The 12,428-nt window shown below is 70.8% G+C and carries 10 protein-coding genes; 5 read left to right on the top strand and 5 right to left on the bottom strand.

What is annotated here, in order from left to right:
* Nucleotides 1-84 precede the first annotated feature (84 nt).
* The 4 genes from QQM72_RS31050 to mtnK are packed head-to-tail and all read left to right on the top strand — an operon-like array spanning nt 85 to nt 4,978.
* Nucleotides 85-1,182 (top strand): substrate-binding domain-containing protein, encoded by a 1,098-nt coding sequence (locus tag QQM72_RS31050; RefSeq protein ID WP_314224161.1) that lies wholly within the window; start codon nt 85-87, stop codon nt 1,180-1,182.
* The gene (locus QQM72_RS31045) at nt 1,169-2,707 is read left to right on the top strand and encodes a sugar ABC transporter ATP-binding protein (RefSeq protein ID WP_314224160.1); all 1,539 of its coding nucleotides are present in this window, start codon (nt 1,169-1,171) and stop codon (nt 2,705-2,707) included. Before QQM72_RS31050 ends, QQM72_RS31045 begins: the two co-directional genes overlap by 14 nt.
* 37 nt (nt 2,708-2,744) lie before the next feature.
* On the top strand, nt 2,745-3,791 hold the full coding sequence (locus QQM72_RS31040; protein ID WP_314224159.1) for an ABC transporter permease: 1,047 nt from the start codon (nt 2,745-2,747) through the stop codon (nt 3,789-3,791).
* Nucleotides 3,792-3,805: 14 nt separating this feature from the next.
* Nucleotides 3,806-4,978: an S-methyl-5-thioribose kinase gene (gene mtnK / locus QQM72_RS31035; RefSeq protein ID WP_314224158.1), complete on the top strand. Its 1,173-nt coding sequence runs from the start codon at nt 3,806-3,808 to the stop codon at nt 4,976-4,978.
* A 27-nt stretch (nt 4,979-5,005) separates the two neighbouring features.
* Here the strand turns inward: mtnK and QQM72_RS31030 are convergent, their stop codons facing one another.
* From QQM72_RS31030 to QQM72_RS31010, 5 genes are all read right to left on the bottom strand, one after another.
* Complete coding sequence (locus QQM72_RS31030) at nt 5,006-5,572, bottom strand: SMI1/KNR4 family protein (protein ID WP_314224157.1); 567 nt, start codon at nt 5,570-5,572, stop codon at nt 5,006-5,008.
* Between the two features lie 199 nt (nt 5,573-5,771).
* Complete coding sequence (locus tag QQM72_RS31025; protein WP_314224156.1) at nt 5,772-7,388, bottom strand: glycerol-3-phosphate dehydrogenase/oxidase; 1,617 nt, start codon at nt 7,386-7,388, stop codon at nt 5,772-5,774.
* Nucleotides 7,389-7,397: 9 nt separating this feature from the next.
* Complete coding sequence (gene glpK / locus QQM72_RS31020; RefSeq protein ID WP_020128308.1) at nt 7,398-8,936, bottom strand: glycerol kinase GlpK; 1,539 nt, start codon at nt 8,934-8,936, stop codon at nt 7,398-7,400.
* A gap of 74 nt (nt 8,937-9,010) precedes the next feature.
* On the bottom strand, nt 9,011-9,805 hold the full coding sequence (locus QQM72_RS31015) for an MIP/aquaporin family protein (RefSeq protein ID WP_314224155.1): 795 nt from the start codon (nt 9,803-9,805) through the stop codon (nt 9,011-9,013).
* Between the two features lie 380 nt (nt 9,806-10,185).
* Nucleotides 10,186-10,950, bottom strand: coding sequence for an IclR family transcriptional regulator (locus QQM72_RS31010; RefSeq protein WP_314224154.1), 765 nt, complete (start codon nt 10,948-10,950; stop codon nt 10,186-10,188).
* 361 nt (nt 10,951-11,311) lie between these two features.
* Between QQM72_RS31010 and QQM72_RS31005 the strand changes: the two genes are divergently transcribed.
* On the top strand, nt 11,312-12,428 hold a 1,117-nt coding region (locus QQM72_RS31005), incomplete at its 3' end, for a homocysteine S-methyltransferase family protein (RefSeq protein WP_314224153.1).

The raw sequence follows: 12,428 nt of genomic DNA, 5'->3' as shown, positions 1-12,428 counted from the left end.
CGTCCTTCGCTCCGGGCTCACGCACCCCTGCTTCGCCTCCCCCGCGCCCCACCCCTCTGCGCCACCTTGCACCTGGAGCCCCTCATGTCCCGTGTCCGTCTGCCTCTCGCCGCGCTGTCGCTGGCCTCCGTCTCCGCCCTGGTCCTCTCCGGCTGCGCGCAGTCCACGGACGCCTCGAAGGACACCGGCGACTCCGCCGCGTCGGCCTCCGCCGCCACCGGCAAGAAGCCCGCCCCCTTCAGCGCGGGCGCGGTCAAGGTGGCCCTGGTCCGGCAGAGCGGCGCCGGCGACTACTTCGAGCAGTGGGGCAACGGCGCGAAGGCCCAGGCCAAGGCGCTCGGTATCGACCTGACCGTGTACGACGCCCAGGCCGACAACGCCAAGCAGGCCACCGACCTGTCCTCGGCGATCAACTCCGGGGCGAAGGCGATCATCATCGACCACGGCTTCCCGGCGACCATCCAGCCGGAGATCGACAAGGCGGTGAAGAAGGGCGTCAAGGTCGTCGTCTACGACGTCGAGACCGCCACGAAGGGTGTCGTCTCCACCAAGCAGGACGACGCGAGCATGGCCCAGGCGGTCCTCGACGTGATGGCGAAGGAGGTCGGCAAGAACGCCAAGGTCGGCTACGTCAACGTGGCGGGCTACGCGGCCCTCGACAAGCGCGACGGCGTCTGGAGGTCGACGGTGACCTCGCAGGCCTGGAAGCAGCAGTTCAAGGTCGGCAAGGTCACCGACTCCACGGCCACCGACAACGTTCCCCTCGTCTCCGCCGCGCTCACCCAGCACTCCGACGTGGCCGGCGTCTTCGCGCCCTACGACGAGCTGGCCAAGGGCACCGTGCTCGCCGTGCAGAACAAGAAGCTCCAGGACAAGGTGAAGGTCTTCGGCGCCGACGTCTCCAACGCCGACATCCAGCAGATGACCGCCGCCGACAGCCCCTGGGTCGCCACCGCGGGCACCGACCCGTCCGCCGTCGGCGCGGCCGTCGTCCGCACCACGGCGCTGGAGCTGGCCGGTCAGCTGAACAAGACCTCCGTCGAGTTCCCGGCCGTCGCCATCACGCAGGACTTCCTGCGCGAGAAGAAGATCGCGAACATGGACCAGCTGCGGGAGGCGCTGCCCGCGCTGAACCTGTCGCAGGTCTCGACCGCGGACTGGATCTCGAATGTCGCCCACTGAGTCCGGCCCTTCGCGGGCCGTCCCGGCGGTCGGTCTCACCGATGTCAGCATGGCCTTCGGCGGCAAGACGGTGCTCGCCTCCGTGACGCTGGACATCGCACCGGGCAGCGTGGTCGCGCTGCTCGGCGCGAACGGCGCCGGCAAGTCCACGCTGATCAAGATCCTCTCGGGCGTCCACACGGACCACGGGGGAGAGGTGCGCGTCGACGGCGCCCCGGTCGCCCTCGCCTCGCCGCTGGCCGCCCGTCAACTGGGCATCCAGACCGTGCACCAGCGGATCGGCGAGGGCATCGTGCCCGGCCTCACGGTCGCCGAGAACCTGGTCTTCGAGGAGCTCGCGCAAAAACGCGGCAACCCGTTCCTGAGGGGTCGCGCCACGCTCGCCAGGGCCCGCGAGATCCAGGCCGGCCTCGGCCTGGACTGGAACGAGCAGGTGCTCAAGCAGGACGTCGGCGAACTCGGCATCTCCGACCGGCAGTTGCTGATCCTGGCCCGCGCCCTGGCGACCCGCCCCCGGCTGCTCATCCTCGACGAGCCGACCTCCGCGCTCTCCGCCGCCGAGGCGGAGCGGCTGTTCGCGCTCGTCGAGCGGATGCGCGAGGACGGCATCTCCGTGCTCTACGTCTCCCACCGGCTCGGCGAGATCGACGCGCTCGCCGACCGGCTGGTCGTCCTGCGCGACGGTCTTCTCACCGAGGACCAGGCCAGGCCCTTCGACTGGGACGCGGCCCTGCGCGCGATGCTGGCTCAGGCCCACGAGGTGACGACGGCCCGGCCCGTCAGGGAAGGAGCCGAAGGCGAGGTCGCCCTCTCGCTGCGCGGCGTCCGCCTCTTCGAGGGCCGCACCCCCCTCGACCTCGACCTGCGCGCCGGGGAGGTCACCGGCGTCGTGGGCCTGCTGGGCGCGGGCAAGACCGAGCTGGCGCGCGGTCTGTTCGGCGCGGAGCCCTTCGCCACCGGCACCGTCGCACTGGACGGCACGGCCTACGCGCCCCGCCGCCCCTTTGACGCCATCCGCGCCGGCGTCCACCTCGTCCCCGAGGACCGGCACGCCGACGCCCTGGTGCCCGGCTGGTCGGTCGCGCGGAACATCTCGCTGCCGTTCCTGAAGTCCTTCTCCCGGGCCGGTCTCATGAACCGGCCGAAGGAGGACGCCCTCGGCCGCGAGACGATCGACGCCCTCGGCGTCGTCGCCCGTGACGAGCACAGCACCGTCGAGGAGCTGTCCGGCGGCAACCAGCAGAAGGTCGTCGTCGGCCGCTGGCTCGCCCACACCCCACGTGTCCTCATCCTGGACGAACCGTTCCGAGGCGTGGACATCGGGGCGCGGCGCGACATCGGCCGCCGGGCCCGTGCCCTCGCCGCCGAGGGCGCGGCCGTCCTCGTCCTGTCCGCCGACGTCGACGAGGTCCTGGAGGTGGCCGACCGGGTCGTCGTCCTCGCGGCCGGTGAGGTCCACCTCGACGCGTACGGCGAAGACGCGGAACGCGACCGCGTGATCCAGACCATCTCGGCGTCCGTCTGATGCCGGCCCGCCCCCACGAAGGCCCAGGAATCACCCCATGACCACCACCCAGAGCACCGAGGTCCCCACCAAGGCGGCGATCCGGCCGGCGGCCGGCACCGCGGTGCGCGTCCAGAACGCCGTGATCAAGTACGGCTTCATCTTCGTGACGGTCGCGCTGTTCCTGTACTTCGCCCTGAGCGAGGGCTCCTTCCGCGAGTCGGCCACCCTGCTCGACACCCTGCGGTACGTCTCCGTCGCCGCCATCCTCGGCCTCGGTGTCACCCTCACCATGGCCGTCGGCGGAATGGACATGTCCGTCGGGGCCGTCGCCGGACTGGGCGTCTCCGTCGCCGCCCAGACCATGGTCGTCTTCAACCAGGTCGGCACGGTCGCGATCCTCGCGGTGCTGGTGGCGGGCGCGCTCGCCGGCCTGCTCAACGCCCTGCTGATCGTCGTACTGAAGATCCCCGACATGCTCGCCACGCTCGGCACGATGTTCGTCATCCAGGGCAGCAAGCTGATCCTCGTCGACGGCCAGTCGATCACTCCGGGCATGACGATGTCCGACGGATCGACCGCGCCCGGCAGGTTCACCGACGGCTTCCTGAAGATCGACCGCGGCACGGTCGCCGGCATCCCGATCTCCGTGCTGATCTTCGGCGGTCTGACGATCGCCGCCTGGGTCTTCCTCGCCCGCACCCGCTGGGGCCGCGTCCTCTACGCCATCGGCGCCAACCCCGAGGCCTCCCGGCTGGCCGGCATCCGGGTCGGCGCCTACCGCGCCCTGGCCTACGTGATCTCCGGCGTCCTCGCCTCGGTGGGCGGCCTCATCCTGGCGTCCAGGATCGGCCAGGGCGACGTGTCGGCCGGCACCTCCCAGCTGCTGGAGGCGGTCGCGGTGGCACTCGTCGGCACCTCCGTCCTGGGCCGCGGCCGGCCGAACGTCTGGGGCACGGCCCTCGGTGCGGTGCTCATCGGCATCATCACCACCGGCCTGACCATCAAGGGCCTGCCGTACTACACGCAGGACGTCGTCGAGGGCGCGGTGCTGATCCTCGCCCTGGTCTTCAGCTTCACCCTGTCCAAGCGCCGCACCGCATAAGGGAGTTCACGACCATGGGCTACCGCATCCTGGAGACCGACGACATCCCCGCCTACCTCGGCGAGCGGGGCCACTGGGAGGACCTCGCGGACATCCGGGTCCGGGAGGTGTCGGACGGCAACATGAACCGGGTGTTCCTGGCCTCCTCCGCCGACGGCGCCCGCAGCCTCGCCGTCAAGCAGGCCCTGCCCTGGGTCCGCGTCGCCGGTCCGTCCTGGCCGATGAACCCCGACCGCGCCGACGCCGAGGCCCGCGCCTACCAGCAGGTCGCCAAGGTCGCCCCCGACAAGATCCCGGCGGTGCACGGCTACGACCCCGAGAACTACGCCCTCGTCATGGAGGACATGTCCGACCTCGAGGTCCTGCGCACGCTGCTCAACGAGGGCGCGGCATACGGCCCGCACACCTCGGCGAGGATCGGCGAGTTCGTCGCCCAGTTCTCCTTCGCCACCAGCGACTTCGGCATGCCGTCCGCCGAACGCAAGGCCCTGATCGCGGCCTCCGTCAGCCCGGAGCTGTGCAAGATCACCGAAGACGTCGTGCTGTCCGAGCCGTACGTCGAGCACGAACACAACCACTGGCACCCCGGCCTCGACGACCTGGCCGCGGCCTTCCGCGCCGACGCCCTGCTGCGCACCGAGGTCGCCGACCTCCGCCACACCTTCATGACCAGCGCCCAGGCCCTCCTCCACGGCGACCTGCACACCGGCAGCGTGATGGTCGGCAGGCGCGAAGGGGCCCCCGTGGTCCGGGTCTTCGACCCCGAGTTCTCCTTCGTCGGCCCCATCGGCTACGACCTGGGCCTCTACTGGGCCAATGTGCTGGTCTCCGAGGAACGGGCGCGGGCGCTGGGCGCGCTGTCCGACCACGCCGACCAGCTCCGGCTCTCCTGGGAGGCGTTCGAGGCCGAGTTCCGCCGCCTGTGGCCGACCCGCGTCGACGCCTTCTTCGACGACGCCTACCTCGACCGCTTCCTGCGCCGCCTGTGGACCGACGCCGTCGGCTACGCCGGCACGGAGATCGTCCGCCGCATCATCGGCTTCGCCCACCTGACCGATCTGACGACCCTGCCGGACCCGGTGCCCGCCTCCCGGCGCGCGCTGCTGCTGGGGCGCGAACTGATCGTCCGCCGCGAGGAGCTGACGGACGTGGAGGCGGTACGTGCGGTCGTGGAGTCGCTCGGCTGACCGGCCTGAGGGGGTGACGGTGACGCCTCACGCGGCGTCGAACCACTCCCTGCCGGCCGCCCAGTGCGCGACCCAGCCAGCGAAGCCGGGCGCGGAGGTCGTATGGCCGAACTCCGCGCCGAACGGCACGGCACCCGCCTCGGTCACCTGCCAGATCTGCCCCCGGTGCGGGCCGGTGACGACGAGATGCCAGTTCATGGCGCACCCGTCCGTCCCCAGCACGACGGAACCGTGGTTGAGCACCTGCTCGACGACCGCCTCGGGGTCCTGGTCCTCGTAGGGCACGTCCTCCTCCTCCCACAGCCACTGCCGTGTGAGCGGGAACGGCTTGGCCAGATCTCTCCTCCTGCCGTCGTCGCCCCAGTCGGATGGCAGCTCGGCCAGCCCCACGAGTCCGTACTCCGGCGGCCCCTGGAACGACCCGTCGGACACCTCCGCCACGAACGTGCGGTACGGCTCCGGCAGCACCACCCCGTGCTCCGCCTCGAAGGCGCGCACCGCCTCCCAGCCGAGCGCCGGCCCCCCGCCGTCGTCCACGGCGAAGGCCGCCCGCAGGGCCGCCAGTTCGGCGGGATCCGCCTGATCGATGTTCATGTCCCCAGGAAAGCACCCGGCACTGACAACCGGACCGCCGCGAGGACGGACGGGCAGGCGAAAGGGGCGGCTCCATAGGGGTGGAGCCGCCCCTTCCTGTTCCGGCCCCGGTACGGAGGGGCCGTCCCTGACGCCGGCCCCGGTCAGGGGAGCGGGCCGGCGGAGGGTCTTCCGGAGGGTTTGCCGGGCGGACCGGGACCTACTTCTCGTCGAGCAGGTCCTGCACCTTGCCGCGGACGTCGTCCGTGGCGAGACCGCGGATCGTCAGCGTCGTACGGCGGCGCAGCACGTCGTCCGCCGTCTGGGCCCACTCGTTGTCGCGGGCGTACACGACCTGCGCCCAGATCTCGGGGGCGTCCGGGTGGACGCGCGCGCCCAGCTCGGGGTTCTCGTTGGCCAGCCGCGCGATGTCGAAGGCCAGCGAGCCGTAGTGGGTGGCCAGGTGCCGGGCGGTGTCGGCCGCCATGCGCGGGCCGGGCGCCGGGTTGTCGACCAGCAGCCGGTGGGCGACCGCGCGCGGGTTGGCGACGCCGGGCAGCGGCAGCTTCTTCGGCAGCGAGGAGATCGGCTCGAAGTCGTCGCCCAGCGGGTGGCCGGGCAGCGCCTCCAGCTTCTGCATGACCGTACGGCCGATGTGCCGGAAGGTCGTCCACTTGCCGCCGGCGACGGACAGCATGCCGCCCCTGCCCTCGGTCACCACGGTCTCGCGCTTGGCCTTCGCCGTGCTGCCGGGACCGCCCGGCAGCACGCGCAGGCCCGCGAAGGCGTAGGTGATCAGGTCACGGTCGAGCTGCTGGTCGCGGACGGAGAACGCGGCCTCGTCGAGTATCTGGGCGGTGTCCTTCTCGGTGACAGCGACGTCCGCCGGGTCGCCCTCGAACTCCTCGTCGGTGGTGCCGAGCAGCAGCATGTCCTCCCAGGGGAGGGCGAAGGTGATGCGGTACTTGTCGATGGGGGTCGCGAGCGCGGCCTTCCAGGGGGCGGTGCGCTTCAGGACCAGGTGGGCGCCCTTGGACAGGCGGATGGACGGAGCCGCGTTCGGGTCCTCCATCCTGCGCAGGTGGTCCACCCACGGACCGGTCGCGTTGAGCACCAGCCGGGCACTCACGCCGAACTCGTCGCCGGAGAGCCGGTCGCGCAGCTCGGCGCCGGTGACCCGGCCCTTGGTGAAGCGCAGCCCGCAGACCTCGGCGTGGTTCAGGACGACGGCGCCCGCCTCGACGGCCGCGCGGACCGTCATCAGCGCCATGCGCGCGTCGTTCATCTGGTCGTCGCCGTACACGGCCACGGCCTTGAGGTTTTCGGTGCGCAGCTCGGGCACGTCCTGCGCGGCCTTGGCCGGGGACAGGAGGTGACCGACGCCGTCGCCGAACGCCGACAGCGCGGAGTAGGCGAAGACGCCCGCCCCGAGCTTCGCCGCGCCGTGCGGCCCGCCCTTGTACACGGGGAGGTAGAACGTGAGCGGGTTCGCCAGGTGGGGGGCCACCTGGCGGGAGACCGCACGGCGCTCGAAGTGGTTCTCCGCCACCAGCTTCACCGCGCCGGTCTGCAGGTAGCGCAGACCGCCGTGGAGGAGCTTGGAGGAGGCGGAGGAGGTGGCGCCGGCGAAGTCGCCGGCGTCGACCAGAGCCACCCTGAGCCCGGACTGCGCGGCGTGCCAGGCGGTGGAGATGCCCAGGATGCCGCCGCCGATGACGAGAAGGTCGAACGACGCCTTGGAGAGCTGTTCCCGGGTCTCGGCGCGGCTCGGGTTCGAGCCGGACGCCGGGTGCGTCCCCAGGGCAGGCACGGACTTCAGGGTGGTCTGACTGGTCATGTGGGGTTCTTACTCCTCGTCCTCGAGCCAGCCCATGGTCCGCTCGACGGCCTTGAGCCAGCTCTTGTACTCACGGTCGCGGGTCTCCGCGTCCATGCGGGGGGTCCACTCGGCGGCCCGGCGCCAGTTGGCGCGCAGATCGTCGGTGCTGGTCCAGAAACCGACGGCGAGGCCGGCGGCGTAGGCGGCGCCGAGGCAGGTGGTCTCGGCGACCATCGGGCGCACCACGGGGGCGTCCACGAAGTCCGAGAGCGTCTGCATCAGCAGGTTGTTGGAGGTCATGCCGCCGTCGACCTTGATCGCCGCGAGCTCGACGCCGGAGTCCTTCGTCATGGCGTCGGTGATCTCACGGGTCTGCCAGGCCGTGGCCTCCAGGACGGCGCGCGCGAGGTGCGCCTTGGTGACGTACCGGGTGAGGCCGGCGATCACACCGCGGGCGTCGGAGCGCCAGTACGGGGCGAACAGACCGGAGAAGGCCGGCACGAAGTAGGCGCCGCCGTTGTCCTCGACCGAGAGCGCGAGGGTCTCGATCTCGGCGGCGGTGGAGATCAGGCCCATCTGGTCGCGCATCCACTGCACCAGCGAACCGGTGACGGCGATCGATCCTTCGAGGGCGTAGACCGCCTTCTGGTCGCCGATGCGGTAGCCGACCGTGGTCAGCAGGCCGTTGTAGGAGTTGACCGGCTTCTCACCGGTGTTCATCAGCAGGAAGGTGCCGGTGCCGTAGGTGGACTTGGCCTCGCCCTCCGCGAAACAGGTCTGGCCGAACAGGGCCGCCTGCTGGTCGCCGAGCGCGGAGGCGACGGGGATGCCGCCGAGCAGGTCGCCCAGCTTGCCGCCGGTGATCTCGCCGTACACCTCGGCGGAGGAGCGGATCTCCGGGAGCATCGCGAGCGGCACGCCGATGGACTCGGCGATCTTCTCGTCCCACTCCATGGTGTGCAGGTTCATCAGCATGGTGCGGGAGGCGTTGGTGACGTCGGTGACGTGCCGGCCGCCGTTCACACCGCCCGTCAGGTTCCAGATGACCCAGCTGTCCATGGTGCCGAAGAGGATGTCGCCCGCCTCGGCGCGCTCCCGCAGGCCCTCGACGTTGTCGAGCAGCCAGCGGGCCTTGGGGCCGGCGAAGTACGAGGCCAGCGGCAGGCCGGTCTCGCGGCGGAAGCGGTCCTGGCCGACGTTGCGGCCCAGCTCCTTGCAGAGCGCGTCGGTGCGGGTGTCCTGCCAGACGATGGCGTTGTGGACGGGCTCACCGGTGTTCTTGTCCCACAGCAGCGTGGTCTCACGCTGGTTGGTGATGCCGATGGCCTTGATGTCGTCGCGGGTGATGCCGGCCTTCGCGATGGCGGAGGCGACGACCTCCTCGACGTTGGTCCAGATCTCGGTGGCGTTGTGCTCCACCCAGCCCGGCTTCGGGAAGATCTGCTCGTGCTCCTTCTGGTCGACGGAGACGATACGGCCGTCCCGGTCGAAGACGATGCAGCGCGAGGAGGTGGTGCCCTGGTCGATGGCGGCGATGAAGGGGCCGGCGGTGTGCGCGTCGGTCACGGTGTGCTCCTGGGTTTCCGTGGTGAGGGGGCTGTCTGTACGGCGCTGCTGACTACGCGGTGTGGCTGGTGCTCTCAAGCAAAAGCGACGTTGTAGATACCCGCAGCGATCGCGCCGCCGATCAGCGGACCGACCACCGGGATCCAGGCGTAGCTCCAGTCGGAGCCGCCCTTGTTGGGCAGGGGCAGGAGGGCGTGCACGATGCGCGGACCGAGGTCACGGGCCGGGTTGATCGCGTAACCGGTCGGGCCGCCGAGGGACAGACCGATCGAGACGACCACCAGCGCGGTGATCAGCGCGCCCAGGTTGCCGAGGCCGTTGCCCTTGTCGTTCAGGCCCTGCGTGAGCACGGCGAGGACGAGCACGATGGTGCCGATGATCTCCGTGGCGAGGTTCTGCCAGACGACCCGGACCTCCGGGCCGGTGGAGAAGACGCCCAGGACCGGTCCTGCGCCCTGTTCCCGCGCCTCGACCGACTTGGCCTTCGCGGTCTCCGCCGCCGGCTCGCCGACGATCTCCTTGTCGGTGAGGTGCGCGTGGAACTGGCCGTAGTAGGCGACCCAGACCAGGGTGGCGCCGATGGCGGCACCGAGCAGCTGCCCGGCCCAGTAGACCGGAACGTTGCTCCAGTCGTCGTCCTTGATCGCGAGGGCGAGGGTGACCGCCGGGTTGAGGTGGGCGCCCGAGAGGGGCGCCGAGGTGTAGACAGCCGTCAGAACGGCGAAACCCCACCCGAAGGTGATGGCGAGCCAGCCGGCGTTACGGGCCTTGGAGGCCTTCAGCGTCACGGCGGCGCAGACGCCACCGCCGAGCAGGATGAGTATGGCGGTACCGATGGTCTCGCCGATGAAGATGTCGGAGCTGGACACCCGCGACTCCTTTGTCCTTCGTCCAGGGAAGCCGAACCCCGGGTCCCGCCGGGGGTTCGAGCGCCCTCGGGGGTGAGAGCGATGCCGGCCTTTGGCGTTGTCACACTCTAGCGCGTATTGCCGTTAGGTGTTCGACAATGTCGACCGATGGACGGGAGTCTTGCCGCGGTGTTACGTGTGCGTCAAGAGTGTTGTTATCGAAAGTGCGATCGTTATTGATCGCTGCGAGTTATCGATCTTCGCGCCGGTGCGCACGCACTCGCCCTCTTTGGCCGTTTCGAGCGGTTATTTCTGCGTATGGCAAAGGCCGGAAACGTCGCGGGACGTCCCGGCCTGCTCATGCGTACCCCTCGGAAACGGAGGGTCGGACGGTGGGCCGCTCAGAAGCGTCCGGCGCCCAGGTCGCGCGAGACCGCGCGGGCGCAGTCCCGTACCGCGGCGATCAGCTCGGGGCGCACCTCGCCGTCCCGCCCCAGCCGCTCCACCGCGCCGGTGATGCCGACCGCGCCCACGGGCATGCGCCGCCGGTCGTGGATGGGCGCGGCGATGGAGGCGACGCCCTCCCAGGTCTCCTCGACGTCGGCCGCGTAGCCCCGCGCGCGGGTCAGGTCGAGGACCCGTTCGAAGGCCTCCGGTTCGCACACCGTGCGGTCTGTGAACGGCTTGCGCTCGGCCTCCAGTACCTCGCTGTGCGCGACCGGGTCGTAGGCCGCCAGTACCTTGCCCAGGGCCGTGGAGTGCAGCGGCTGCATCGCCCCGATCTCCAGTACCTGCCGGCTGTCGTCGGGCCGGAAGACGTGGTGCACGATCAGTACGCCCTGCTGGTGCAGCACCCCCAGGTGGACGCTCTCGCCGCTGGAGCGGGCCAGGTCGTCCGTCCATACGAGGGCACGCGCGCGTAGCTCGTGCACGTCCAGATAGGTGGTGCCCAGGCGCAGCAGCTCCGCGCCCAGCTGATAGCGCCCGGAGGCGTCGTCCTGCTCGACGAAGCCCTCCTGCTGGAGGGTGCGCAGGATGCCGTGGGCGGTGGCCTTGGCCAGGCCGGTGGACGAGGCGATGTCCGACAGGCCCAGTCGCCGCTCGCCACCGGCGAGCAGCCGCAGCATCGCGGCCGCACGTTCGACCGACTGGATGTTCCGTGCCATCGCCGTCCTGCCTCCGTCCCCTGGACCGTCCACGCGCGACATCTCCTGCCGCCGTTCGGCAATGTCGAACACTACCGGTCGATGCCGACCTCTCGCTAATGTTCGGTCGATACGTGTTACGCCATTCGTCTCCACGGAGTGACGCGGCCGTCGCACGCTCGTGCTCCGGTCGTACTGCGCTCGTGCCCGGCTCGTGGCCGCCCTGTGAGAGGCCGCCACGCCCGTCCGTCCCGTGGACGCCCTGACCATAAGGCCTCCGTCCCGGCTACCCTGACGGCGTGCGCTCGCCCCGGGAAGTGTTTCTGCCCGCATCCTGAGGTGACGCAAAGCCGACAGCCGTCGCATCTGAGGGAGCCCTTTCATGGCCTCTGTGCCGCCGACCCCTTCCGCCGACAGCCGGACCCGTGTGTCCGCGCTCCGAGAGGCGCTGGCCACCCGTGTGGTGGTGGCCGACGGAGCCATGGGCACCATGCTCCAGGCCCAGGAGCCCACCCTCGAGGACTTCGAGCAGCTCGAGGGCTGCAACGAGATCCTCAACGTCACCCGGCCGGACATCGTCCGCTCCGTGCACGAGGAGTACTTCGACGCGGGTGTGGACTGCGTCGAGACCAACACGTTCGGCGCAAACCACTCGGCCATGGCCGAGTACGACATCTCCGAGCGGGTGTTCGAGCTGTCCGAGGCGGGCGCCCGTATCGCCCGTGAGACCGCGGACGCCTTCGCCGGACGCGACGGGCGCACGCGCTGGGTGCTGGGCTCGATCGGCCCGGGCACCAAGCTGCCCACCCTCGGCCACATCGCCTACGGCACCCTGCGCGACGGCTTCCAGGCCAACGCGGAGGGCCTGCTGGCCGGCGGCGCGGACGCGCTCATCGTGGAGACCACGCAGGACCTGCTCCAGACCAAGTCCTCCATCCTCGGCGCCCGGCGCGCCATGGAGGCGACCGGCGTCGAGGTGCCCCTGCTGGTCTCGATGGCGTTCGAGACGACCGGCACCATGCTGCTCGGCTCGGAGATCGGCGCGGCCCTGACCGCCCTCGAGCCCCTCGGCATCGACATGATCGGTCTGAACTGCTCGACGGGCCCGGCCGAGATGAGCGAGCACCTGCGCTACCTCGCCCGCCACTCCCGCACCCCGCTGCTGTGCATGCCCAACGCCGGTCTGCCGATCCTCACCAAGGACGGCGCCCACTTCCCGCTCGACGCCGAGGGCCTGGCGGACGCCCAGGACACCTTCGTACGCGACTACGGGCTGAACCTGGTCGGCGGCTGCTGCGGCACGACCCCCGAGCACCTGCGGCAGCTCGTGGAGCGGGTCCGGGGTGCCTCGCCCGCCGAGCGGCGGCCGCAGCCCGAGCCCGGCGCCGCCTCGCTCTACCAGACGGTGCCGTTCCGCCAGGACACCGCCTATATGGCGATCGGTGAGCGCACGAACGCCAACGGTTCGAAGAAGTTCCGTGAGGCGATGCTGGAGGGCC

The sequence above is a fragment of the Streptomyces zaehneri genome (assembly GCF_032248645.1).
In the GTDB taxonomy this organism is placed as follows: Bacteria; Actinomycetota; Actinomycetes; order Streptomycetales; family Streptomycetaceae; genus Streptomyces; species Streptomyces coriariae.
Note: the sequence above shows the minus strand (reverse complement) of the source record. Positions and strands in the feature narration are given on the sequence as shown.

Coding starts and splice junctions, on each gene's coding strand:
- QQM72_RS31050 (WP_314224161.1), top strand. CDS start 85: ATGTCCCGTGTCCGTCTGCCTCTCGCCGCGCTGTCGCTGGCCTCCGTC.
- QQM72_RS31045 (WP_314224160.1), top strand. CDS start 1,169: ATGTCGCCCACTGAGTCCGGCCCTTCGCGGGCCGTCCCGGCGGTCGGT.
- QQM72_RS31040 (WP_314224159.1), top strand. CDS start 2,745: ATGACCACCACCCAGAGCACCGAGGTCCCCACCAAGGCGGCGATCCGG.
- mtnK (WP_314224158.1), top strand. CDS start 3,806: ATGGGCTACCGCATCCTGGAGACCGACGACATCCCCGCCTACCTCGGC.
- QQM72_RS31030 (WP_314224157.1), bottom strand. CDS start 5,572: ATGAACATCGATCAGGCGGATCCCGCCGAACTGGCGGCCCTGCGGGCG.
- QQM72_RS31025 (WP_314224156.1), bottom strand. CDS start 7,388: ATGACCAGTCAGACCACCCTGAAGTCCGTGCCTGCCCTGGGGACGCAC.
- QQM72_RS31010 (WP_314224154.1), bottom strand. CDS start 10,950: ATGGCACGGAACATCCAGTCGGTCGAACGTGCGGCCGCGATGCTGCGG.